A 24,651-nucleotide genomic window follows, 5' to 3' on the forward strand; every position below is an offset into this window, starting at 1 on the left:
CATCCCTCCTATCAGGGATTCTACTAAGCTCCCTTCACCCCATTCTCGCCCTCCATCCCACCGCTGTATCAAATCACACAGCAATTGAACCATTCCTGTTACACGCTCACCTCGAAAGAATCGACCTTCACATCCTTTGCTTTCCTGACGTTACAGACAACCACACAAAACCAATTAACGCTTATGAAAAAAACTCGACTACTCTCCTGGAGCTTTCTCCTGCTTGCGTTTTGCCTTGCGATGCACGCCGATGCTCAGTTCAGTCGCGTGGCCTTGCCTGCGGGCCTTCAGCCGACCTCATCGGAAATGGTGATCTACCAAAGCAAGATGTATATGGTGTTGCAAAATGCCGCGCATAACAGCTATTCGCTGCACAAATACGATGGCGCCACGTTCACGACCATTCCCCTGCCCGCTGGCTATAGGCTTTATGAGGACACACACTTTGAAGAGATGAAGGGCAACCTCTACTTCATGCCCGATCACGACGCCAGCCTGCCCACGCCCGCAGAACTGATGCGCTACGATGGCACCACACTCACTCCTATTGACGTGCCGGACGCGCTTGTGCCACGCGACGAGATGCAATATTATTTCCACCGCCCCTTCGCGTTCGACGGCAATCTTTACATGGAGGTTCTCTATCTCGATTCCATCGCCTTAGATCCCTTTACCATCACCTATTGGATCAAGTACGATGGCGTTGTGTTTTCACGTATGCTGGTAGATGGGATCTTCACCTGTCAGCCGTCGGACGGCACCCCGATTGGTTTGCCCAGCGACAAAAAACTGTTTCAGGGCAAGATGTTCATGCGCTATTACCATCACATCACCCGGGAACGCAATTTGTTGAACTTCGATGGAACCGAAATCGACGTCGACTCCGAACACCCGGTTGCGTGGCCCGGCGGATGCGAGATGGAGGTGTTTAACGGAAGTCTCTATGTGCCCACCTTCACACCCACGTCGCCGGGGCGCCCCTATGGTGGCGGAATGAATCGCTTCAACGGCACCACACAAACCGCCGTGTCCATACCACCCACCTTGCGCTATGCTGAAACAACGCTTGAAGTATATGGCGAAAGAATGTTCGGCGCCATGTACGACGGCAGCAGTGTGCCGCGGTGGTATGCCTTCAACGGCACCTCCTTTGCCCTCGTGCCCACACCCGCGGGAACATCCATCTATGCCAAAGGTGATCAACGGGTCTTTCAATGCCAGCTCTACATCACACTGCGCACCAGTGCCGCGGGCGCGCCACCAATGTATGCACTATACACCTACACCGATGCGCTTGTCTGTGGAACGTCCGTCATCCCCGAGCCATTCGATCGCTTCAGCAGCATCGACATCCGGAACTATGGCCACGAGCGCGACTGGTGCTGGACCGGCATCAATGTGGTGTGGACCCCCATCGCGCCCTGCACACCACCCGATTGCATTGACCCGTTCATGAAAGTATCGCTGTTTGAAAAACCGGAAAACGTAACGTGGAGTGCCTCCTATCAAAAACCTTTTCAAGCCTTGTTCCCCATCGAAGACAAGAAACCCCTTGTTGAAACCCTCACCATGGGCAACGCAAATGCTGCACAGAATGTGATCATCTTCGACAAAGACCTTGTGCCCAGCGGCATCGAAAACATTGCATTGCAACTGAAACCCCAGGAAAAACTTTTCAACCTGACGGTGGAAACCGAAAAAGACAAGACCGTGCCCTTCACCATGACCCTTCTCGACGCAAACGGAAAGTCGCTGTGGCAAGGAAAGTTTGTGGCGCCGCTGGCAACGCGCATCGACGCCGTGACCAGCCAACGCGGCACCACGCTGCGCTTCGCCCCCGTGCTGCCGCTGCAAAGCATCACGTCGGTGTCGGTCTATCCTAACCCAGCCGCCAGCAACACGGCCATCGACATCAGCACGCGTGGCACCAATCAAACGGCCACCATCGCCATCAGCAACCTTAACGGAAAAGTGGTATACCAAAAAGAAGTGAACGCACCCGCAGTGGACCATCCCGATCTTTCACAAATTCCAAAGGGACTCTACATTGTTACCGTGACCACCGGTGCGGGATATGCACATAGACAAATGTTGGCGATCAAGTAGATGCCGTGGCGTGTGAAAACGCGCGGTATTGAGGAAAGCACCCGTCTTTTGGCGGGTGCTTTTTTATGAACACAAACTCAATTTCCGCTTCAAAATCTTACCTGTCGTCGGCAACGCCGTCATGAATTCGATGTGGCGGGGATATTTATAGGCGGCTACATGTTCTTTAGTCCAAAGCCCGAGGTCTGTTTCGGAAACGGTGTGGTTTTCTTTCAGCACCACGCAGACCTTCACTTCTTCGCCCAGCGATTCGTGGGGAATGCCGATGAAGGGCACCATGAAACTATTTTTAAGTTTAAAACTACTTATACTCCACCCCTCCCGTAGAGCGCAAATACAATCGCTCTGAATAAGGTAGTGACAAAATCATGCGCGGCTCCAGCGCCATCTTGACCTGGATGAGCACAGCCGTACGGGCAGTGCCATCAACGGTTTGATTGCGGGCCGAAATGAGGCCGTCGGCCGAGGCGATGAAGGGCAAGGCAAGCCCAACGCGCAGATAGACGATTGTAGCACCGGGAATGGTTAGGCCCGGGGTAGTGGTGACAGTAGGTTTGACAACGAAGAGGCCAAAGAAAAAATAGAACATCACAACCACCACAAACACAATCATGATTGCACGAACCGATTTGGGCATAGATGGTTTTGCTAAGGACTTCATGGTGGCGTCGGTAAATGATGTGGAGACAAAGGTAAGGCGACGTGCGCGATTTTGTGTTGTTTGAATTTGGGGAGGTGAAAATAAGATTTAAAGCGCGGTTTTTGGCCTTCGCTATCTCACGCCTGTAGTGGCAAATACCAATACAAGCTCTGTCATTACAAATGGTGCAAAACCAGCCATTTTCACCCCAACCACCCCTTCGCTCACCAAACGCACACACCGTACATAAAAAAATTATTCAAACAAAAGACTCCACTTTCGCCGCTTCTGGGTTAAACCCAAACGAATATGCTGGTTTTGTAAACACCACCGTTGTGGTCGTGCTCCTCTTTATGAAACCAAAAATTCTACATGTTTTTTTTATTTGAGAATACTTTACATTCATAGTGAACATCATTCACAAAATTGCCTTTCTGAAAATCAGACGCTCTCGCACTGTACTTAAATTAAAAAACTGATGCGCAGGAAAGTAGCACATCAGACAAGTGGCTTTTTTATTTCTCTTACTCAGGAATAATCACCGACTTCAGATGACTCAATTCGTAATTTATATCGCGCTCTGTGCGGCCAACATCATCCTGGTCCAACTGATAAACTACACGATTCTTTCGGATCAGCTGCGATTTGATTTCCTCGCCCAAAATTTCACACCGGAACAAATCCGCCTCATTGTGGTGAACTCAAAAATCTGGGGCTGGGTTGGCTATGCCACTATTCCCATTCTAGTGGCATTCAAAGTAGCCGCCATAACCTTTTGCTTGAGCCTCGGACACCTTTACTTTTTCAGCCGGCTGGAATACAAAAAAATTCTCAACGCCGTGCTTCGGTCAGAATTCATATTTCTCGCACCGTTAGCGTTGAAATTGTTTTGGTTCAACTTCATTGAGGAAGACTTTGCGCCGATAGACTTTCAAACCTTCAGCCCACTTTCGGTGACCGTTTTTTATGAAGCACATGCGCTCAGCTCGTGGATCATCTACCCTATGCAAACCATTAACCTGTTTGAGTTGTGTTATGTGTTCTATCTTTCAGTCAGGATAAAAAAAGAAATGGCCGTCAGTTTTTGGGATTCGTTGAAGATAGTTCTTATTCCATACCTCACGCTTCTGGTTTTCTGGCTGGCAATCGCTACCTATCTCACGATCTCGCTTTTTCCGTGATGTGTATGTCCAAGGAAACAACACCCGCCTCCGGCGTTTTAATTGTCCTTGCCGCCGGTTTCTTTCTTTCGATAAACACTACTTTTAGAGGGACTAAGGTCGCTTTCCGCTCAAAGAACGTGCATCATCAACCCGAGCCGAAAGGGAGCTTTTTTATTTTGACAATTTTTTTACTACTCTTTATGGAAATTAACGGCGCGCAGCATCTGGTATAAAAACATCAGCCATGAAGAAAAATTTCGCTCTTTCCATTCCCGCCCCTTGCTCCGAGCAATGGGATAGTTTCACCCCGGCCGCCAATGGGGGCTTTTGCAGCGTGTGTAGCAAGGTGGTGGTCGATTTCACCAAGGCCGGCGATGCGGAAGTGGCAGCTTTTTTCAGTTCAAAACCTGAGCATGCCTGCGGACGCTTTCGTACCGACCAGATGAAAGCCTATGCACATCAGCCCTACCCGCGAATTGCCCCGGGGTTCACGTTGCTGAAGGCTGGGTTTTTGAGCTTGTTATTCTTGTTGACAAGCAAGCCCGCGTCGGCACAAACCACGTTGGCCAAAGCAAACACCGAAATTGCAGCGCATCCACAACACGAACAGAAAAACTCTCCGGCCAACACGGGCATACGCGTGAAAGGTGTTGTTATGGCTGAAAACGATGTGGCCCCCGGCATATCAGTCTACTTGAAAGGTGGAGAACGATCAACCAGCACAGACGAACAAGGCCGATTCGAGTTTCCTGGCGAATTGAAGGAAGGCGATGTGCTGGTGTTCAGTTTCATAGGTTATGAATCGGAAGAATATGTGGTGCCTAACAAAATCACCACCGATTTGCAGATCACGATGACGATGCGCTACCTCACCTTGATGGGCGCTGTGGCCGTGGTTGAGCAGCCTGAGCCAACGCCCTCGGCCTTGCGCAGGTTCTGGAACAGCGTTAAAAACATATTCTGATCGCTCACCCTCTCAAATTGATGAAGGCTCCAGTTTTTTTACTCTGCATAGTTCTCGTTTCTGTTGGCGTCGTACTGAAGGCACAAGTCAGCGACTTCGCGCATGTAGACTTCCGGAAGGCCGACAGTGTGGCGGCATTATATCCCAATCATTCTTTGCACGACCTCCGTAGTCTTGCACTGAAACTAACAAGTCCGCTCCCGACCGATGTTGAAAAGTTTCGCGCCATTTATATGTGGACGTGCAACAACATCGAAAATGATTATGAGTTGTATTTGAAAAACAAATTCGAACGCGAAAGACTCACCACCCTCGAAGACCTTAAAGCCTGGAACGCCAAATTTAATCCGACAGTGTTTGATGCGTTGCTGAACAAGCACCGCACCGTGTGCACCGGCTATGCCCACCTGCTTCGCGAGCTGTGTCTCCGTGCAAACCTCACCTGTGTGATCGTGGATGGCTATGGACGCACGGCTGTGGCAAACATCGGAGGCAAAGGAATTCCAAATCACTCGTGGAGCGCCGTGAAGTTCAATGGCAAGTGGTATCTGTGCGATGCCACGTGGTCGAGTGGTGCCATTGACACTGAGCAGGGCAACTTTGTGAAAAAGTATGATGCGTCCTATTTTCTGGCAGAGCCTTCGCTGTTTGTTCGAAATCATTACCCATTAGACTCGTCGTGGATGTTGTTGAAAAACAAACCCACACTTGCCGAGTTCCTGAACCGGCCGCTTACCTATACAGGAATATATTCCTACGAAATCAATCAACTCAGCCCTGAAACGTATCGCATCACAGCATTGAAAGGACAGCCGGTTTTATTTCAGTTCAAAACCAATGGCGAGGCGCCTATCCGAAGTGTTCAGTTAAATATCAGTCGTGCAGGTAATTTGCGTGTGGCTCACCCCAAGCCTTATCTGACTTCGGAGGGGCTTTACTCCGTTCAACATACGTTCACGTCCAAAGGAGCGTATCAGGTTCAAGTGCTGCTGAACGCTGCCTATGCGTTCTCGTATGCTGTTGAAATCCATTAAGACACTTTGCTCTCAACGATTAACATACAAGACTCCGTTAGACTTTTGCCTTATGATGTCGCCGTGCTTCGTTGTTGCGCGCTGCAATCATTGCTCCGGACAAAACGTTGTGCTATATCTACCGGTTGATCTGTACAGACAACGTTAACTCAATGCTTTTAAAGTTTGTATTGTCATGAACACTGGGTGTGCTCACGTTGGAGTATCGGACGTATGTTCTTAGCGCATGATCTGCTACTGTGAATTTCGCACCCAAGCCCGCAAGGAAGCCAAGGCCAATCTTTTCAACAGGCTCAAGGTGGCCCTCTTCGGTGTTCACCCGGTCTGCCAGCACATTCTCGAGACGCCATCTGAAATCCTGAGCGAGAATGTACTGACCTTGAAATCCAGCATCCAGGAAAAAAGCACCCATGCTATAGCGCATCAACAAGGGGGTTCGCAGCGCCGAATAGCTAATGTATAGATCATTGTTCGTGTCGCCTTTCTGATAATATGTATAGTTCTTATACTTCAGATAAGACAGTTCAAGCAACACGCGCCAATGCTCGAAGGCCCTGGGATGAAAAACGGATAGATAGGCACCAACGGAATAGGCAACGTTGCGATCGACGGAGGCGCCTTCGGGCAGGTTGTTCAGCGTAATGCTCGTGAATGCCGGCCCGCCCAGCACGCCAAATTCGAAGCTGCCTTTTACTTTCACCGGTTGTGACTCTGTGTAGGTACTGCCTGTGCATGCATAATATTTCCGGAACGCTTCCTTGTAGACGCTCACACTCACTACATTTTTTTTCATCAAATCATCGGTCACATGATCACATCCTTTCATCAAGGCTTTCAGCATGCCCAGGCCGGTATAGTCCTTTTTAATCGTGTAGTCCTCGCGCACATCTGCTCTCGTTATCTCATGGATTTTGCCCTCTTCGGTTTCTGCAAAAAGGCGCGATTGGTATTGTAATAGAGATAGGTCGCTTTTATAAATTACTCTGAAAAAACCAGCAAATTCTTCACCTTTTTTATTTTTATAGACCTGCCGCACATAAAAGTCTTTATCTTCAAACACAAATCCAACAATGGCATCGGGCGCGAACGACTGCATCTTGCTGTCGAGTGTTGGCTTGAACACGCAAACGTCAAAGCTCCGGTCGTTCGAACGGTGTTCCAGATAGCCACGCACGGTATCGTGGGCCACGGTGATGTAATAGCCCTTCACAAAATTTGTCTGTGCTTTCAGGCCAATGACTCCGAACAACAAGAAAAAAATAACTACTTTTGCGACCTTCATTTTGGTTTTCACAATTTAAGAGCCGCAAAGCTATACTTTTATCTTAACGTTTTAAACAATGTATTCCAAAGTTCTCGGGCTATTGCTAGTCATCTCGGCCATCTTTTTATTTCGTTGTGGCGACACTGATGTGAACGAGACACGCCCTTACCCTTCGCTCGACACCAAGCCTGTTTCTTCTGTCGATGCAAACGGTGCCATCTTCACGGGCGAAATCATTGCCACCGGCACTGGCGGCATTTCCGATCACGGCTTTGTGTATGACGATATCCCCAACCCGCAAGTCGGCCTGTCGGAGATAATTTCTTTGGGCGAGACCGCTAGCACAGGCACTTTCGTGACCCTGGCAAACCGAAACCTGAAGAAAGACAAAACCTACTATGTGAGGGCCTATGCTTACCCAAAAAACAAAACGTTTGTGGTCTATGGTCAGCAAGTGGAATTTGTGAGCCTTGGCGGAAAGGCACCTGAACTAAAAGACTTTTTTCCAAAGCAAGGTCTCCTTGGCGACACCGTTATTTTTGTTGGTTCGGGTTTCAGCACGGTATCCTCCAACAACTCAATTTCCTTCAATCGCCGCTATGCAACCCTATTCAAGGCAACTCCCGACACGTTGTGGTGCACGGTGCCTGCTACGGCATCGGCAGGCGAAAATGAAGTGGCGGTCACGCTAGACCAAATCACCATCACGCATCCTACCAGGTTTGTATTAAAAACTCCAGTCATTTCTACAGTAACACCCACCGCGGTGTCATCGGGCGACACGCTCACCATAACAGGTATTGATTTTCCGGTCGACAGAAAGATCGTTGAGACCAGCATATTCCAACGGCGGCAATTTGTATTGAGCACATCGCGCACGCAGATGAAAGTGATCGTTCCTCCGGATCCTGTGGTAACAGAAGGGCCCATAACGATAACATCCGGCACGCACACCGCCGCGTCGCCTGGCAAAATTGTATTACAAAAACCTGTCATCACTAACTTCACACCATCCGTCGGCACAGGAGGAACAGAGATAACCATTCAAGGAAATTACTTTAACCCGCTGGCCGCCAACAACGCGGTGTCGATCAATGGCGTGAGGCTCACGATACTTGAGTGGTCGCGAACGATGCTCAAAGTAAAAGTTCCTGCAGGCATCAAACCGGGGTTGTATCCCATTTCCATCACAGTGTCAACACAAACCGCCGTGTCTACCGGCATGGTTGAAATCAAGTAGATCGTATGCTTGTCGGCTTCGGCGTGAGGAAACATAAACCTTCTTCACCACCAAGGAAACGCAATATGGTCGTGCTCCCGACGGGTGCCTATTCATTCTCTTATGCCGTCGAAATCCTTTAAAACACGCCATCCTAAATCTTCCTTTACCCCGCTTTCCCCCCGCAAATCGCCACCTGCTCACTCATACCGACCATCCGCTCAAGTCCACGTTTTACGCCCCCAAATCGCGTAAATTTGCTTTTTCAAGCAAAAAATGAGACCCCGCAATACCCGTTGGTTATTTGGCCTGCTATTATCGCTGTGCGCCGCCGCGGCCCCGGGCCAGGGGAAAATCACGGACAGTCTCGAACACAAACTCGAACGCGCCAAAGGCTGGGCCAAAGTGGACATCCTGAACCAGCTCACCTATGAATTCATCTCGGTCGACAACGACAAAGTGCAGCTCTACAGCAACCAGGCCCTGAAACTATCCCGAACACTACACTACACAAAAGGCGAAGGTGTTGCCCACACCTATCGCGGCGTCTACGAATACTTGTCGGGTCAATTTGCCGAAGCCCATCGAAGCCTGCACACCGGCATGAATCTGTCGAAGGAAATGGGCGACAAACAGAATGTGGGCTACTCGCTTCTCCAACTGGGCAACTGTAGCCTCGAAGAAGTGAACATGGATTCGGCCTTTCTCTTCTTCACCAAAGCCCGCGAGATTTTTAAAGACAGCTCAAGCCCCAACAACCTTTCGAAAGTTTATCGCAACCTCAGCGCGCTCTATGGGCAACGCTTCCAGCAAGACTCACAACAATTCTATCTCGACCGCTCGATTGTGATCCGCCGCTTGCTGCCCGACAAAACGTTGCTGGTCGATGCCCTGGCCTTGCAAGCCACCAACAAGTTGAACGCGGGCAACCTGGCGGGTGCGGAAGTACTGTTACGTGAAGCCGAAGAAATTATTGAACACTATCCAGAAGACCTCGAAAACCTGCACGACGTGCGACACATCCGCGCGCTCATCCTGTTTCAGAAAGGAAACTTCGAAGAAGCCAGTGTGCTGTTCGATTCGGCACGAAACTACTATTTCAAAACATCACTGCTCCGCAAATACGTGACGCTGCTCACAGACCTCGGCAAAGTTTTTTCGGACCGTGGCGAGTACGAACTGGCACTCAACAATCTCTACGACGCCCTGCGCCTCAGCCAGCTGCGGGGCTTTGAAACCGAAACGTATATCATCCGCAATCGCATCGGGCGCGTGAACTATCAGCTTGGTGATATGACCCAAGCCTTGCGACTCACAAACGAATCGCTTCACTCGCGACCCAAAAAACTTTTAACCAGCGAACTTGCCGAAGCCCTCACCTTGAAAGGTGTGGTGCAAACCGAGCTGCGCGATTTTGATGAAGCCAAGTTTTGTCTAGACTCTGCTTTCCGCATCTACAAACGCGTGAACAACGAGAAAGGCATGAGCGAAATTCTGATGAGTCTCGCCGAACTGGAGACCAACCTGAACCACTATCCGAAAGCCCTCGAACTCTACGGCGAAAGTCTGAAGCTTGCCGCTGTGGCCAACAACATCTATGCGCTGGCCCTTTCCAACTGGGGCATGGGCGATCTCTATTTCAGATTGGGTCACTATGCCAAGGCCGCGAGCTATCTCGATCGCTCCGAAGAATATTGCAAGCTCATTCACGCACACGAAACGCTGATCCGAAACTACACCACGCGACGCGACCTGCTCGCAGCCCAAAAACGTTATGAAGACGCGCTGAAGTTTTCGATGCTGGCCAGCCAGCTCAAAGACTCCATCCACCACGTGGACCTGGCCCGTCGCTTTGTGAACCTGGAAAAAATTCAGGAGATCGAACAACGCGACCGGAACATCAAGAGCCTGCAAAAAGACAAACAACTGGCCGACGACAAAATAACATTACAGGAATCGCGTCTGCGCCAACAATACATCCTGCTGGTGACGGGCTTCTTCTGCATTGCCCTGCTGGTGGTGATGGTGGTGATCTACAGTCGTTTCTACCGGCGCATCAAATCGCTGAACGTGGTTATCACCGACAAGAACAAACGCATTGCCGCGCAGGCGTCGAAGCTTCAGGAAGTGAACGGGGAACTGAACCGGCTCTACAACGAAGTGTCGGAACAGAAAGAAGAAATTCAGGCGCAGGCCAACGAGCTCACGGAAAGTAACAAGAGCATCATCACCATGAACCAGGGTCTGGAGCGCATCATCGCGCAAAAGACCGTGGAGCTCCGCAGCACCAACGACGAGCTGGCCAAACACAACAACGAGTTACTCCAATTTTCCTATACGGTATCGCACAACCTGCGCGGTCCTGTGGCGAGACTTCTCGGCCTGTCAACACTGGCTCATTCCGAAACCGACATGGCACAGGCACGGCAATGGCTGAGCCTCATCAACAAAACCGCCGGCGAACTCGACCTCATCATCAGAGATCTTAGCAAGGTGCTTGACCTGCGCAACGAGCCGCAGCAATATCGCGAACGGGTGGGCCTTGATCAGGAGTGGCGACAGAGTGTGAGCCTCTTGCAGGAAAGCCTGACGGGGCACGAAGAGATTATTGCCAACTTCAACGACCTTCCCACCATCATCACCGTGCGGGCCATGCTGCAGAGCATACTCTACAATCTGCTGAGCAACGCCATCAAATACAGGTCGCCCGACCGAAATCTGCGCGTGACAGCGCTGAGTCGCTGCATTAACGGCAAAGCCATCCTCGAAATAACCGACAACGGTCTGGGATTCAATCCACAATTGCACAAAGAAAAACTATTCAAACTCTACACACGCTTTCACTCGCACGTGGAAGGTCGCGGGTTGGGCTTGTATCTGGTGAAGTCCCAAGTGGATTTGCTGCACGGCACCATCGAAGTGGAGTCTACTCCCGGTCATGGCACCTCCTTCCGCATCGTGCTGCCCATGGTGGCCGAAGAAGTTTTGCATTACGCGGGTTGATCACTTGCGGCGATCGTCGCCCTAATTTTTTGGATCATTCACCTTCGCCGTTTCTCATCAGTCAGAAAAGAAACTTTCCCATTGGCTATGCTGTAGACTGCGCCCTGCACAACAATCTCCCCTTGCTGCACTTTGCGCGCCATAGCTTCGGTGCCGTGTGTGATCTTGTGCATCTGGTGAAGCACGTTTGCTTTCACCACTTCGGTCAGGTAGTCGGCGTGTGTGCTGTCTTTGCCGATTTGTTTTATTTCGTTCTCGTTAATCAGCGTATCAAGAATGGTGTTGATGTGATTGGTGGGGTGCAGGTGTTCGGCAAAAGCTTTCACAGCGCCACATCCCTGATGCCCCATCACCAGAATGTATTTCACATTCAACTTGTCGGTGGCGTATTCAATGCTGCCCAACCCGATGTCGGCAATGACGTTGCCCGCTGTGCGAATCACAAATAAGTCGCCAAGGCCCTGGTCAAACACAATCTCGTCGGGCGCGCGGCTGTCGGAACAGCTGATGATGACGGCGAAGGGATGTTGTTCCTTTGCCAAAGTTTTTAACCGCCCGATGGAAACGTTGGGATGGGTTGGACTGCCGGTGTAGAATCGTTCGTTGCCTTGCTCCAGGCGTTGGCGGGGTGAAGATGGTGTGTTGATGGCTTCTGCAGAAACAGAAGCATCGGCCGTTTTGGGTTCGCATCGCGCGAATAGCAAGGCAGTGAATATGGCAAAGGTAAACGTGAAGCGTGTTGTCATCGTTAAAATCTGAACGTTGTGGTGATGCCCGTATAGAAAATGTCTTTGCCGCTTCCGACGGCCTTCAAATATTCGCCCGACTTAAACCACGTGGTTTCGCTGCGCAGATAGATGAACTTGTTGGGCGCGAACTCGAACGTGCCGCTGATCTGGTGGCCAATGAAACGATCGCGGCTATCGCCGGAAGGATAGATCACTTGCGTGCCGGGATTGTAGATGCCGTCGTCGCTGCTGTAGCGCCAGAAGATATCATAGTCCAGCGAGAACGACAGACTCGTGCAGAGCGGAAGTGCGAGCGACGGATGGATGTCAAAAAGATTGGAAGGGCCGATGAGTGCCGCATAGCCAAAATAAGCTCCGCGCGGATAGAGCGGGTTGAAGGAATTGATTTTTCCATCGCCTTTATTTTTGTCGCCGCTAATCAATTCTGTCTTCAGGCCAATCGTGGGTGCTGCGTCGCCTTTGCCGAGGGCATAGTTGAGGTTGTAGGAAAGCGTCCAGGCGCGAATGGAATTGTCTTCCATGTCGCCAAACTGAAAGACGGCTTCCACATCATATTGCAAACGCGAGGCGCTGGACCAAAGTCGGGTTCCCACGGAGTGACGTCGCTCATGACCGGTCACATCGCTCCACGTGGTCTTCTTTTTTTCGATGCCCAGATAATAGACGTCAACATTTTTGAGGACGGGGATGTCGGTGGCGGTGAAATAGGCGCCGCCAAATTTCACGTTGTCGTTCAGAAACTTGTCGTCGAAAATGCCGTCGCGGCTTTGCACATAGTCGGCGAAGAAAACGTCGGCTTTCACATGACCATGCTTCAGCATCACCTTCGCGGCATCGAACGATTGCCGGTTGTTAGGGCCTTCGCGCGTGCTCACCAGCCGACTCGATCCATAGTTAAACTCCTGTCGCCCCACACGCGACACCACCGACCATTCGGCCGATGATGCCAACGCCACATCCAAAAAAATCTGGTGCAGGTCCAGCGGGTTCATCTCAACGGGCGATGGATCGATGCGCCCTGCTGCCACACTGCTCTGCAACTGCGTGAACACGCGCACGCGCCGGCCCAGGTGCAGGTCGGCATGAAGCAACAGCCGGTTCAGCAAATAACCATCGATATCTTCGGGCGCATCGCCCCAGGCTTCGTTGTTGAATTTGAAATACTGATAGCGCACTTCGCCGCCAAAAGAAAGATAGCTCTTCGCCGAAGGTTGACGCGGCATATATTTCATCTGCTCATACCACGACCGCGACGAATCTTTCAGAAACGAATAGTTCTCGTCATAACGAAGATGCTTGAACGCCTGCTGTGCCATCGATGCTGTTGCACAGGCCATCCAGAAGATAAGTATGACGGATAGTTTTTTCATAAGGTAGTTTTTAAAAATAACTTTTGGCGCACGCTTCAATCACTTCTGATATCCGCCATAGTACTTCACAGGCGACCACGTGGGAATAACTTCAGGAACGGGAACATCCCAGGCTTTATAGTCACCCGTCGCATACACCACTTTTCCGTTCACAATGGTGAGCAACGATTCAATCTCCTTCACTTCGTCAGTGGGAATGCTGAAGTAGTCGCGGCTCAACACAATCATGTCGGCAAACATGCCTTTCGCTATTTTTCCTTTGTCGTGCTCTTCACCCGAAAACCACGCACTGCCTTGCGTATAGAGCGACAGCGCTTCGTGGCGCGACAGCACATCGGCCACGGGCCAGAACTGAAAACCGCCAATGGTTTTGCCGGTGAGTTGCCAATGCATAGCCATCCACGGGTTGAATGTGGAGATGCGCGTAGCGTCTGTGCCCATGCCCACGGGAATGCCCATGGCAATCATTTTCTTGATAGGCGGAATCTGATGATCGGCTTTGCCATAGAGCTTGTCATACAATTCTCCCTGATAATACATTCTGAATTGAACAGCGATGCCTCCACCCAGTTTCTTCACCCGCGCCAGTTGAGCGTCGGTTATGGTTTCGGCATGATCGAACGCCCAACGCAAACCCTTAAAGGGAATTTCTTTGTCTACTTTTTCGAACACGGCCAGCATGCGCTCAATCGACTCGGCATAGGTGGCGTGAAGACGGAACGGCCAACGGTTTTTCACCAGCACACGCACCACGGCTTCGAGATCCTCTTCCATCTTCGGGCTCAACACCGTTCGCGGTTCCAGAAAGTTTTCAAAGTCGGCGGCGCTGGCCACCAGGTTTTCGCCAGCACCTTCCATAGAGAAGCCGGTAGTCATCAGCATGTGGTCGTTCTTGTTCGGGTAGGTCACCTTCACCCACTTCTCATAATCTTCCAGCTCGCGTCCCTTCACTTGCGCGAAGAGATAGTAGGATGTTCGGATGTTCAGCTTGCCTTCCTTGCCCAGCGACAACGCCACCGAATAGTCGTCGGGATAGTTTTGTGAACCACCCGCCGCGTCAATGGCGCTGGTCAACCCAAACCGATTCAACTCGCGATAGTATTGAAGGGTGGAGTTGAGTTGTTCTTCACGGCTGAGCTTTGTGGTTAAGCCCAAGGTCATGTAGATGGCCTTTGGTGTTTCCTTCGCATAGAGCATGCCGGTGGGCACGCCGTTGTTGTCCAACTCTACCAAGCTTCCCTCATAGTGCGTGCCTTTTGTATAGCCAAGCACTTCAATGCCTTTTTTGTTGACAAACGCTTTGCCATAGAGGTAGGTGATGAACACCGGTTTGTCGGGCACAGCTTCGTTTATTTCGGCCAGTGTGGGTTGACGTTGTTCTTCAAACTGAAATTCGTTCCAGCCGCCAATCACTTTAATCCACACACCGTCGGGTGTGCGCGCTGCTTGTTCTTTCAACATTTCCATCGCGCGCTTCAGGGTCTTCACACCATCCCAGCGCAGCTCGGCGTTGTAGTGAAGTCCTTCGCGAATGATGTGGATGTGGCTATCGTTGATGCCCGGCACCACCGTGCGACCATTCAGGTCAATGAGTTTGGTGTTGACATCTTTATACTTCGCCAGGAGGTGGGCGGACGGTCCCGTTTCGAGGATCATGCCGCCGCGCACCGCCACAGCTTCTGTAAACTGATTTTCTTTTGTCATCGTGGCAATCTTGCCGTGATGCAAAATCAAGTCGGCCTTTTGCGCATGAACCGGCAGCAAGCCTGTCATCAGCAAGATGTAGCACAACCCGAGAGTGTATTTTAGTTTTTTCATGAAGATGATTTGAGCGTGAACGAGAAATGTTGCCCTGCTATTTTTTCAGCCGCACGGCGTGAATGTCTTTGTAGGCATTGGGAAGATTGAAGTTGTCGTGAAGCCAATGAAACAGCACGTAGCCTTTGTCATATTCTTTAAGCGTGACCGACTGAAGCGTTTGTTCCAAAGTCAGTCCTTTGTCCACGGCTTCTGTAACCTGTTTCTTCAAAGCTTCCACATAGTCGATGGTGTATTTGATGCCGGCCTTTGTGGTGATGCGTCCGTGGCCGGGAACAACAATGGCGTCGCTGGGCAGAAAGTCATACATCTTTTTCAGGTTGTCGGCGGGTTCCAGAAAGAAGCCATCGAACAACCACGGAATGGTCGGGCTCTCGCCAATGAACGGATTGCCCGCCCAGAAAACTTTCGACGATGGCAACCACACAAAAAGATCGGCAGGCGACTGGGCTGTGCCACCGTTCAAAAACTCCACCACCTTACCGTTGCCCAGATCTATTTTCAGATTGTTGTTTTTAGCCAGTGTGATATCGGCCGGGCGATACACGGCCTTCTCTATTTCGCGACCCGTACCAAACAACATCACCATAAATTGTTTGATGTATTCAAAATTTTTCGAGAGATTTTCTTTTGCAAATTCGTTTTGAATGATGATTGTTGACGAGGGCAGCAAATAGTTTGTGAAGCAATGGTCGCCGTGGTCGCTGGTGTTCACGGCATAGAGAATGGGTTTCGCGGTGACGGAGCGCACAAGTTTCATCTGCTGATCGAACAACCGCTTTGTGAGCATGGTCTCGATGAGCAACACGCCCTTGTCGCCCACCACAAACCCGCCGGTAGTGGCTTGCGGAATTCCCTTTGCCGTTTCGGTGTCAACGGTGGTGGGCAGGATGGCATACACATCGTCGGCCAGCTTCTGGAGTTTGAGCTCCACGGTGTTGGCATCCCAGATGGGAACCTTGGGCGGCATGGGCATTTGCGCACGGGCGGGGAGCGCAGCGAGCAAACTTCCGGCAAGCAGCAAGGTGAATGAAATCAATATCGTTTTCATGATGTCCGTTTCTTTTTAGTTAGCATCGGGCGAAAGAGAATTCTTCGCCCGATGTGTTTCCTATTTTGCAAGGAAGAATTCTTTCAGGGCGGTGAGTGTTTGTTCGGTTTGTTCCTGCACAATCCAGTGACCTGAATTTTTGATGGCCACGCCCTTCACATTTTCAGCCACCAGCTTGGTGTGTGTTTCGAGAAAGGGGGCGGCAAAATATTCTGAACCCAATGTCACCACCGGCATCTTGAGTTTTGTTTTCATGAGTTGTTGATTGTCGATCGCGTCCTGGCTGAAGGCGCCAAACCAATGGAAGCTTCCGGTGGTTCCACCCGATTGTGCATAGGCTCTCACAAATTCATCCACTTCGTCTTTGGTGAACGCGTCGTTCACGTGACCCACCACAGGCCAGAAGGCGGTGAGGAAGGTGCGCTCTTGTCCGGCCACCAATTCGCCCGACACGGGCATGGCAAAGAAGCCAAACCACCACGCCGATCCTTTCACCTGCGACCACACGGGTTCAACACCGGGCAGCAACGCATCCATCAACGCAAGCTTCTTCACTTCGGTGGGGAACTGTGCGGCATAGGCATAGGCCACCATCAGGCCGATGTCGTGACCCGCGAGGTTCACGCTGGTGTAGCCCAACGACTTCACCAACTCGTGAACGTCTACGGCCATGTTCTTTTTGTCGTAGCCACTGTCGGGCTTGTCCGATTCGCCCACGCCACGGAGGTCGGGTGCGATCACTGTGAAATATTTCGACAGCTCCGGCAGCAGGCGATTCCACATGTACCAGTTCTGACCAAAGCCATGCACCAACACCAGCGGCTCACCTTGCCCACCAATGACGTAGTGAATGTTGACGCCGTTCACCAGCGCCGTTTTATGTTCGAAGTTCGCGGGGGGCGATGCAGGTTTCAGCGCAGCATCGGCGTTGACAGCCACAGCCGGTTTTTCTTCGACCGGCGCACTTTCAGGCTTCGGGCCGCAAGCACTCATCAGGAATAGGAAAAGAACAGGAAAGATGCCTGCAACGCGCGTGATGCTGGCGTTGGGTTTAGGTTGGGGGGTGTATGTATACGTCATTTGATTTTTGTTTTAGAATTAAAAAGAGATTGGTTTTGTCAGCCGTGTAGGCACAACGATTAAGGTTTTGCCGAAGCTTTGGCGGCGGCTTCAATCACCTTGGCCACCGCTTCGGGTTGCGACATGAAGATTACGTGGCTGCCTTTGAGCTCTGTCACCACAGAACCTGTTCGCTTATACATGGTTCGTTCTATCACGGGGCTGATGCTCTTGTCGTCGGTGGCCACGATGGCAAACGACGGTTTTGTTTTCCAGGCGGGTTGTGTCACGGGCGTGATGAATGCCTTCACGTTAATGGGTGCGTGCGAGGCATACATGAAGTCTGCTTTCTCCTTGCTCACATCGGCGGCAAAGCCTGCGTGAAATTTTGCCTTGTCGTAATAGATAAGGCCTTTGTCGTCGGGGTTCATGATGCCATTCTCAGGAGCGGGCGGGGAGGTCTTCACCAGGTCAAGCGTTGACTCGCCCGCGTCGGGCGCGAAGGCGGCCACATAAACAAGGCTTGTCACCTTCGACGAATTGCCTGCCTGTGTGATCACTGTGCCACCCCACGAATGCCCAACCAACACCGTCGGGCCATCCTGTTTGTCGAGGGCGCGCTCGGTGGCGGCCACATCATCTTCCAGGGATGTAAGCGGATTTTGTACCAGCGTCACCGTGAAGCCGTGGCGCACCAATATCTTATACACACTTTCCCAGCCCGAAGCATCGGCAAACGCACCGTGAACAATGACCACGTTCTTGGCACTGGTTTGGGTTTGTGCATTTGCGGGCGCGCTCATGGCCACAGCACCGAAAAACATTGCAATGGTTAGCAGGCTCGACAAGCCTGCATGCTGTAATTTTTTAGTTTTCATATTCATAGGTTTGGGTTGATGAAATAATACTTGAATTTTCTTTTTGTGTATTTAATGCCGTGTAAAACTATTGCCGAAGCACGCGAAGGTCCACTACCAAAACAGGGTATGCTTTGTATATTCTACCGTGCCACCACAACCTGCGCACGAAGACCATCGGATGCATTTCTGGTCGCCGACGAAAGCGACGCACCAATCTGTTTGAAGGAAGAAAAATTTATTCCTGCGTAGTGCTTGAAAAATTTACTGAAATGCGCAGGCGTTTCGAAGCCCAGCTCATAGGCCACCTCTTTCATGTTGCTGTCGGAATATTTGGCCCTGCGTTTGGCTTCCTGAATGATGCGTTGCCGGATGTGATAGCCTGCCGAAAAACCCGACACACGTTTCACCACTTCGTTGAGATAGTTAGGCGACACATAGAGTTGTGCGGCATATTCCATCACCGACTTCTTCTGCTTGAAATCTTTTTCGATGGCCGCCATAAACTTGCGCACCAAAACATGACCCGTCACGCGCGACGATTTCACAGACACCTGCTCAAACTGCCGGAACACGTGCAGCAAAAATATCTTGAGGTAGCGGCGCAGAAATTCATGCTTCAGCGACTGTCGTCCGTTTGCTTCGCGAATCATCTTTTCCACGATGTCGTGCATCTCGCTGGCGATGTCGGGCTGGAGGGGAATGGCCGCCAGGCTCGAGAACATTTCGAAGAGCTCGCTGTCATACACCCCCGACACATCGTCGATGCCTTCGCGCAAAAACGAATCGCGAAACGAAATCACCACGGCCTTCATACCGGCCGTTTGCCGAAGTTGATGAACCTGCCCGGGCGAGCCACAAAACACGCTATCTTTGCGCATCGCATGGTGAAGCCCGTTCACCTCGTGCACGGTGGCGCCTTCGGTTAACCAGAGGATTTCAAAATTGGTAAGCTTTCCATCCGCGGGCCATGCGTGCCCGATGGAAGGAAGCGTGTAGATATTCAGGAAATTGTCGTCCTGAATGTCAATTGGAGTCAAGAGATCTTTTTCCATAGGTTGAATTCAGATTATTGTCTTTTTATCCAGTTCAGAATGTAGGTTGCTTTTTCTTTCCAGCACGCCTGCACCAGCACAGCGTGATTGGCAGACTCGAACAGCTTATAGTCTGTTACCGAACTGATTTCAGTATATTTTTTATAGTTGCTATAGTTGAGCGACGCCGGAATGGTATGGTCTTTTGCACCAGCCAGGAAAAGCAAAGGTGCATGTGCCTTGCCGAAGTCTACCTTTGCCGCTGCGGTGATGGTGTCGCGCACCAGCAGTTTCGATTCGGGTGTGGCCAGCTTGTAGTAAGTTTGTGTTTGTTCTTCCATCGACATGCCGTTGGTGAAAGCAAACTGCCATTGTTTGAACGACATGAGGAAGGGAACTTTCACCGGCGTGAAAAATCCAAGCGGCCCCCATCCGGCTTTCAGAAACGACAGGTTGAATGTGATTAGGCCCTGCGGCGGAACAGAGTGAATGGCCACACCCAGCGCTGCGAGCTCGCGCTGCACCAGCAACTGCACAATGAGGCCGCCAATGGAATGTCCGATAAGAATGGGCTTCTCCTGTTGCTGACTAACAATGCCGGCAAAATAATCGGTGAGCGCGGCCAGCCGCGTGCTGGCCACTGCAGGGTTAGGATGCGCATTGCGCATCGCTTCTGCATCGTCAGTCTTGTTTGGCCACTGGGGCACAATCACTTTATAGCCCTGGCTTTCGAAATGCGGAATCCAGTTATCCCAGCAAAGGTGCGTGATAAAAGCTCCGGTAATAAAGACAATGGTTTTGGAGGGAGGGGTTTTCATGCTGCATGTTTGGCAGCATACTACCCCAAAGGAGTGCCAATCGATCAATCAAGCTTTTCACACGTTGCCGGCCACTGGGTTCCGCGGACCACCGCGACATTTCGCGGTGTGTCGTCGACGAACCGCGAAATACAACGGCTACACCAGCCAACGTTCGACATGGTTAGTCGATGTACTCGCGGCGGATGCCCAGCTTTTTCATTTTTGATTTCAACGTGGATGGCGGAATGTTGAGCATCTCGGCCGCAGCACCCGGCCCCCACACTTTGCCGTTGCATTTCTTCAACACGGCGAGGATGTGATCGCGCTCCATTTCATGGATGGTTTTTATGCGTGTGTCGTCCACAGTGGCGGCGTGAGGGCTACCGGCCTGAGGCAACGCCACATCATCGATCACCAGCCCGGGCGCCAGCAAGATGCTTCGCTCGATGAGGTGTTCCAGCTCGCGAATGTTGCCGGGCCAGCCATAATTCATCAGCTTCTGAAAGGCCTTCTCGGAAAATCCGGTAATGCGCTTGCCACTCTTCTGGTTGTAGCGCGCAATGAAATACGAGGTCAATGCAGGAATATCTTCCGCGCGTTGGCGCAGCGGCGATAGCACAATGGGAAACACGTTGAGCCGGTAGTAAAGGTCCAACCGGAAGCGACCTTCGGCCACTTCTTTCTCCAGGTTACGGTTGGTGGCCGCAATGATGCGCACGTCTACTTTAATGGCCGTGCGCGAACCGATGCGCTCCACTTCCTTTTCTTGTAGCACACGCAGCAACTTCACCTGAAATTCCAGCGGCAACTCGCCAACCTCATCCAGGAAAATAGTGCCACCATCGGCCTGCTCAAACTTGCCGATGCGCCGTTCGGTGGCCCCGGTAAACGATCCTTTCTCGTGACCAAACAATTCCGACTCGATGAGTGTGAGCGGCAACGCCGCGCAATTCACTTTCACAAACGCCTTGCGGTGCCGCGCCGACAGCGTGTGAACGGCATCGGCAATTCCTTCTTTGCCCGTGCCGCTCTCGCCAAGAATAAGCACCGCCGTGTCTGACGGCCCAACGATCGACACGTGATCCAACACATTCAACAACAAGTGACTCCTGCCCACAATGTTTGTGAACGCATGCCCCACGTTGGCATTCGTCAACGCCGGCGACACCGCGGCCGTGGCGTTCACTTTCGACAACGCTTCCTGCAGACTCCGTGCCCAATGACTCTCCAGTCGCCCGGCCAGCAAAACATGTTCTGCATCATAGGCAAACGGACGACGGCTATAAAAACAAAACGTGAACACTTCGCCACTAAACAAACGCAGCGGCACGGTGAGGTGCGACTGCATGCCAAACGTTTTAAAAACCGTTTGTTTGAATGCCATCGTGCTGTCGGCTTCATACACATCCTGCTCATCATAGATCGTGGCACGACTGTCTACCCTGCTCATGCCACACAACTGCACCAACTGATGCGTGCTGGTCTGTGTGACAATGGAAAGTTCGTTCACACCCAGTGTTTGATATTCATCAAACCCAACACGCAAGAAACTCAACGCCGTGGACCGGTCGGTCAAGCGATTGAGACCAGCACCCAAAAAGTCGAAGGGGAAATAGGGTTGAATGAGTCCGCCCAGTGCCAGCAGCTTTTGTTCCCACGATCCTTCACCCGTCAGAATGCCCGCCAGCTGTTCCTGCAAAACCGACTCTTTTCTGAACTGCGATTCCAAACTATACTCATGCCGGTAGCGGGCAATCTCCAGCGTCACCAACAGATCTTTTTCACGAAAAGGCTTCACCAAAAAACCATAAGGCTGCGTGGCCTTTGCCTGCGACAACACTTCTTCGTTTGAGTTGGCCGACAAATAGACAAACGGAATGTTTCGTTGCTTGAGTTCGATGGCCAGCTCTATGCCCGTGCGCTCATCTTTCAGAAAGATATCCAACAACACAATGTTGGGCGCCTGCCGGGCAATAATGTTCAGCGCCTGCTCTACGGAGCGCGCAAGGTCGCACACTTCATAGCCGGCTTTGGTGAGCAGAAGCCGCAGGTAGTCGGCTTCTACAAACTGATCTTCCACGATCAATATTTTCTCTTTCATAGCGATCCGTTAACGTGATTTGTTGCTACTGTATTCTTTTTTAGTGACGGCGCCTCATAGGCAAAGGTCACACTAATGATGGTGCCCTGATGCGTCTCCATAGAAAAAACACCACTGATGTCTTCGCTCAGGCCCCGCATCAGGTTCACGCCCATGGTGGTGTTTTGTGTATTAAAATCCCCGGGCAGTCCCACACCGTCGTCGGCAATAGAGAGACACATTTTGTTGGCCGACATGTGGCGCAGGCTTATGTTGATGGTGCCCTCGCGTCCGTCGGGAAATGCATACTTGATGGCGTTGGTGATGGCTTCGTTCAGAATCAGGCCGATGGGCAGGGAATGTGAAAAGTCAAGATCAAGACGTTCGCTTGTCACCACAAACCGGATATGCCGGGTGTCGAAACTGTCTTTCAGATACGACACCAGCTCGTGAATGTAGTCGGCCATCACCACGGCCGAGAGGTTTTCTGACTGGTAGAGCTTTTGGTGAATGAGCGACATGGTGTGTATCCGGTGCTGACTGTCGGCCAGCGCACGCAGGGCTTCTTCGCTGCGCAGGTAGGCCGTTTGTGTTCCCAGCAATCCCACCACCATGTGAAAATTGTTTTTTACCCGGTGGTGAATTTCGCGCACCAGCCAGTCCTTTTCGTTCACCAGCAATTGCAGCGAAAAATTCTTCTGGTTAATTTCTCTTTGTTGTTGTTCAAGCCGCAGGTTGGTGCGTTGCTTCACACGATTTTGATTGTAGACCAACCCCAACACCAGCACCAGCAATGCCAACGCGCCCAGTGTCAGGTTTCGGATCACGCGCGCCTGCAGCAACGTGGCGTCCTGCAGTTTGCTTTGTTGGGTAAGCAGGGAAATGTTTTCGTCTTTCAGCCGTATGTCTTCGTCCTTCTTTTCGATTTGATACTGCACGTGCAACTCTTCGATCTGCCTGCTTTTCGCCGCATCAAAAATGGTATCGTTCAACAATTTGTATTGTTGAAAATGATGAATGGCACTCAAAAACCGACCGGCGGCAGAGTCGGCCTTGAAAAGCATGTAGTGGATGTCTTTGTGCCTCGCCATGGATGTGCCAGCCACCAACGTTAGTGCATGCCGGAGATAGGGCTCGGCTTTTTTGAATTGACGGTGGTCTACATAAAATTTTCCCACGTCATACTCGCCGATCATAATCACCTCGCTGCTCCACTCGCTTTCGCGATAGCGACGCGTCATGTCCATGAAATTTTTCTCGGCCCTGTCGTAGTCTCCAAGATCGGCATAACAATTGGCAAGGCTTTGGGCCATGATGGCCGCCTCGGGAGAACCCGCGGGAGGATTTCGTTCCTTTAGCCCCAACAGCAAAGTCAGGGCTTCGCGTGACTTCTTTTGTTTGATGAGCTCCGTCACCAGCAGCGACGCCGTGCGGTAGATTACATATTGCCTCACATTTCTCTTCTCACGTGTGGCCAGACATTTTTTATAGTAGAACTCACTTTGGGCTGGCTGATTCAGTTCCTGATAAAGAAGACCAAGCTCGCCATAGCACAAGGACGAACGTGTGGTGTCTCCGGTGTCGTGCATGGCTTTGAGTGCGTCCATAGCAAAACCAAGACCTTTGTTCAGATTGCCACTGTAGCGATACACTACGGCCAGCAGATAATAGGCATACGGCAACTGCACACACTCGTGTTCACGTGACAGTTCAATGACATCCAGAAATTCCTGTTCAGCATGGTCATAGTCTCCCCAGCGCGAGTGGGCATCGGCCATTTCCAGGCGTGCCTCAATCTCCCGGTTATAATTGCCAATGCTATGATACAGCCTCACGGCATGTCCAAAGGCCGTGTCGATCCTCACCGGGTCGGTCTCCATGTCGGAGAGGCTCATGGCTTTCCGGAACCAGGTGGCGGCTTCTCCACCCAGGTCACCAAGGGCATGTTGCTCGCGCACGATCCGGCTAAACATGGCTTCCGATTTATCAAACTCCCTGCTTCGGTTGAATGCCTCACCCAACAGACGATGACTATCGTATCTATGCCCTCCGGTTTGTTCGTGAAGCGAGTCGCTGAGCTGCACGGCCGTTTGCAGGTATTGGATGGCCACATGGGTGTTCTCGTCGCTGAGTCGTGAGTTTCGGAGATAGATTTCGCCGAGGGTATTGAGCAACCTCAACCGGCTTGTGTCCGGTTTGCTCTGTCGGAGTTTTTGCACCAGCCCCGCAGTCGCATCGTGTAATTTAGGTTGCGCATAGGCCGATGCCAGCAGGCCAATCGAACAGAAAAAGACCAGGCAGGTACGCACTATGCCGTTAAATTCAGTCACCGTTTGGCGCATGAAAGAGGGAATTGGATAGTTAAAGAACGGACAAGACGACGTGCTTTGGAAATTTTTTTTCGCCAACAGCCCTGGTGTCACACTCCCAACCCCACTCT

The 24,651-nt window shown here is 51.3% G+C and carries 19 protein-coding genes; 6 read left to right on the forward strand and 13 right to left on the reverse strand.

What is annotated here, in order from left to right; all coding sequences use genetic code 11:
* Positions 1-183 precede the first annotated feature (183 nt).
* A complete protein-coding gene (locus JI741_RS01420; RefSeq protein ID WP_202006817.1) occupies positions 184-2,106 on the forward strand; it encodes a T9SS type A sorting domain-containing protein in 1,923 nt (640 codons plus the stop codon).
* A gap of 63 nt (positions 2,107-2,169) precedes the next feature.
* Here JI741_RS01420 and JI741_RS01425 read toward each other — a convergent pair whose 3' ends face one another.
* Together JI741_RS01425 and JI741_RS01430 are read right to left on the reverse strand one after the other, a co-directional pair.
* Positions 2,170-2,385 carry an AMP-binding enzyme gene (locus JI741_RS01425; protein ID WP_202006818.1) on the reverse strand — a complete coding sequence of 72 codons (216 nt, stop codon included), beginning with the start codon at positions 2,383-2,385 and terminating at the stop codon, positions 2,170-2,172.
* A gap of 22 nt (positions 2,386-2,407) precedes the next feature.
* Entirely contained in the window at positions 2,408-2,743 is a 336-nt protein-coding gene (locus tag JI741_RS01430; protein ID WP_202006819.1) for a hypothetical protein, read from the reverse strand.
* A 554-nt stretch (positions 2,744-3,297) separates the two neighbouring features.
* Here JI741_RS01430 and JI741_RS01435 point away from each other — a divergent pair.
* The 3 genes from JI741_RS01435 to JI741_RS01445 all read left to right on the forward strand — a co-directional run bounded on the left by JI741_RS01435 (position 3,298) and on the right by JI741_RS01445 (position 5,907).
* On the forward strand, positions 3,298-3,927 hold the full coding sequence (locus JI741_RS01435) for a hypothetical protein (RefSeq protein ID WP_202006820.1): 630 nt from the start codon (positions 3,298-3,300) through the stop codon (positions 3,925-3,927).
* A 226-nt stretch (positions 3,928-4,153) separates the two neighbouring features.
* Complete coding sequence (locus JI741_RS01440; protein WP_202006821.1) at positions 4,154-4,873, forward strand: carboxypeptidase-like regulatory domain-containing protein; 720 nt, start codon at positions 4,154-4,156, stop codon at positions 4,871-4,873.
* A 20-nt stretch (positions 4,874-4,893) separates the two neighbouring features.
* Positions 4,894-5,907 carry a transglutaminase domain-containing protein gene (locus tag JI741_RS01445; RefSeq protein ID WP_202006822.1) on the forward strand — a complete coding sequence of 338 codons (1,014 nt, stop codon included), beginning with the start codon at positions 4,894-4,896 and terminating at the stop codon, positions 5,905-5,907.
* A gap of 118 nt (positions 5,908-6,025) precedes the next feature.
* On the opposite strand, the gene JI741_RS01450 is transcribed toward JI741_RS01445, so the two are convergent.
* Positions 6,026-7,189 carry an outer membrane beta-barrel protein gene (locus JI741_RS01450; protein WP_202006823.1) on the reverse strand — a complete coding sequence of 388 codons (1,164 nt, stop codon included), beginning with the start codon at positions 7,187-7,189 and terminating at the stop codon, positions 6,026-6,028.
* Positions 7,190-7,247: 58 nt separating this feature from the next.
* Here JI741_RS01450 and JI741_RS01455 point away from each other — a divergent pair, with 58 nt between their 5' ends.
* Together JI741_RS01455 and JI741_RS01460 are read left to right on the forward strand one after the other, a co-directional pair.
* On the forward strand, positions 7,248-8,411 hold the full coding sequence (locus JI741_RS01455) for an IPT/TIG domain-containing protein (RefSeq protein WP_202006824.1): 1,164 nt from the start codon (positions 7,248-7,250) through the stop codon (positions 8,409-8,411).
* Between the two features lie 255 nt (positions 8,412-8,666).
* Complete coding sequence (locus JI741_RS01460) at positions 8,667-11,393, forward strand: ATP-binding protein (protein WP_202006825.1); 2,727 nt, start codon at positions 8,667-8,669, stop codon at positions 11,391-11,393.
* Between the two features lie 38 nt (positions 11,394-11,431).
* Here JI741_RS01460 and JI741_RS01465 read toward each other — a convergent pair whose 3' ends face one another.
* From JI741_RS01465 to JI741_RS01510, 10 genes are all read right to left on the reverse strand, one after another.
* Positions 11,432-12,139: a carbonic anhydrase gene (locus JI741_RS01465; RefSeq protein WP_202006826.1), complete on the reverse strand. Its 708-nt coding sequence runs from the start codon at positions 12,137-12,139 to the stop codon at positions 11,432-11,434.
* A gap of 2 nt (positions 12,140-12,141) precedes the next feature.
* On the reverse strand, positions 12,142-13,512 hold the full coding sequence (locus tag JI741_RS01470; protein ID WP_236675825.1) for an alginate export family protein: 1,371 nt from the start codon (positions 13,510-13,512) through the stop codon (positions 12,142-12,144).
* A gap of 39 nt (positions 13,513-13,551) precedes the next feature.
* Positions 13,552-15,330 carry an amidohydrolase gene (locus tag JI741_RS01475; RefSeq protein ID WP_236675826.1) on the reverse strand — a complete coding sequence of 593 codons (1,779 nt, stop codon included), beginning with the start codon at positions 15,328-15,330 and terminating at the stop codon, positions 13,552-13,554.
* Positions 15,331-15,367: 37 nt separating this feature from the next.
* On the reverse strand, positions 15,368-16,381 hold the full coding sequence (locus JI741_RS01480) for an MBL fold metallo-hydrolase (protein ID WP_202006827.1): 1,014 nt from the start codon (positions 16,379-16,381) through the stop codon (positions 15,368-15,370).
* 60 nt (positions 16,382-16,441) lie between these two features.
* Entirely contained in the window at positions 16,442-17,461 is a 1,020-nt protein-coding gene (locus tag JI741_RS01485) for an alpha/beta fold hydrolase (protein ID WP_202006828.1), read from the reverse strand.
* A 59-nt stretch (positions 17,462-17,520) separates the two neighbouring features.
* Entirely contained in the window at positions 17,521-18,318 is a 798-nt protein-coding gene (locus tag JI741_RS01490; protein WP_202006829.1) for an alpha/beta hydrolase, read from the reverse strand.
* Positions 18,319-18,440: 122 nt separating this feature from the next.
* Entirely contained in the window at positions 18,441-19,352 is a 912-nt protein-coding gene (locus tag JI741_RS01495) for an AraC family transcriptional regulator (RefSeq protein ID WP_202006830.1), read from the reverse strand.
* Between the two features lie 14 nt (positions 19,353-19,366).
* Positions 19,367-20,149 carry an alpha/beta hydrolase gene (locus JI741_RS01500; RefSeq protein ID WP_202006831.1) on the reverse strand — a complete coding sequence of 261 codons (783 nt, stop codon included), beginning with the start codon at positions 20,147-20,149 and terminating at the stop codon, positions 19,367-19,369.
* Positions 20,150-20,312: 163 nt separating this feature from the next.
* The gene (locus JI741_RS01505) at positions 20,313-22,232 is read right to left on the reverse strand and encodes a sigma 54-interacting transcriptional regulator (protein WP_202006832.1); all 1,920 of its coding nucleotides are present in this window, start codon (positions 22,230-22,232) and stop codon (positions 20,313-20,315) included.
* Positions 22,229-24,553: a tetratricopeptide repeat-containing sensor histidine kinase gene (locus tag JI741_RS01510; RefSeq protein ID WP_202006833.1), complete on the reverse strand. Its 2,325-nt coding sequence runs from the start codon at positions 24,551-24,553 to the stop codon at positions 22,229-22,231. Before JI741_RS01510 ends, JI741_RS01505 begins: the two co-directional genes overlap by 4 nt.
* Between the last annotated feature and the right edge of the window lie 98 nt (positions 24,554-24,651).

This window comes from Chryseolinea lacunae, from assembly GCF_016735595.1.
Classification (GTDB): domain Bacteria; phylum Bacteroidota; class Bacteroidia; order Cytophagales; family Cyclobacteriaceae; genus Chryseolinea; species Chryseolinea lacunae.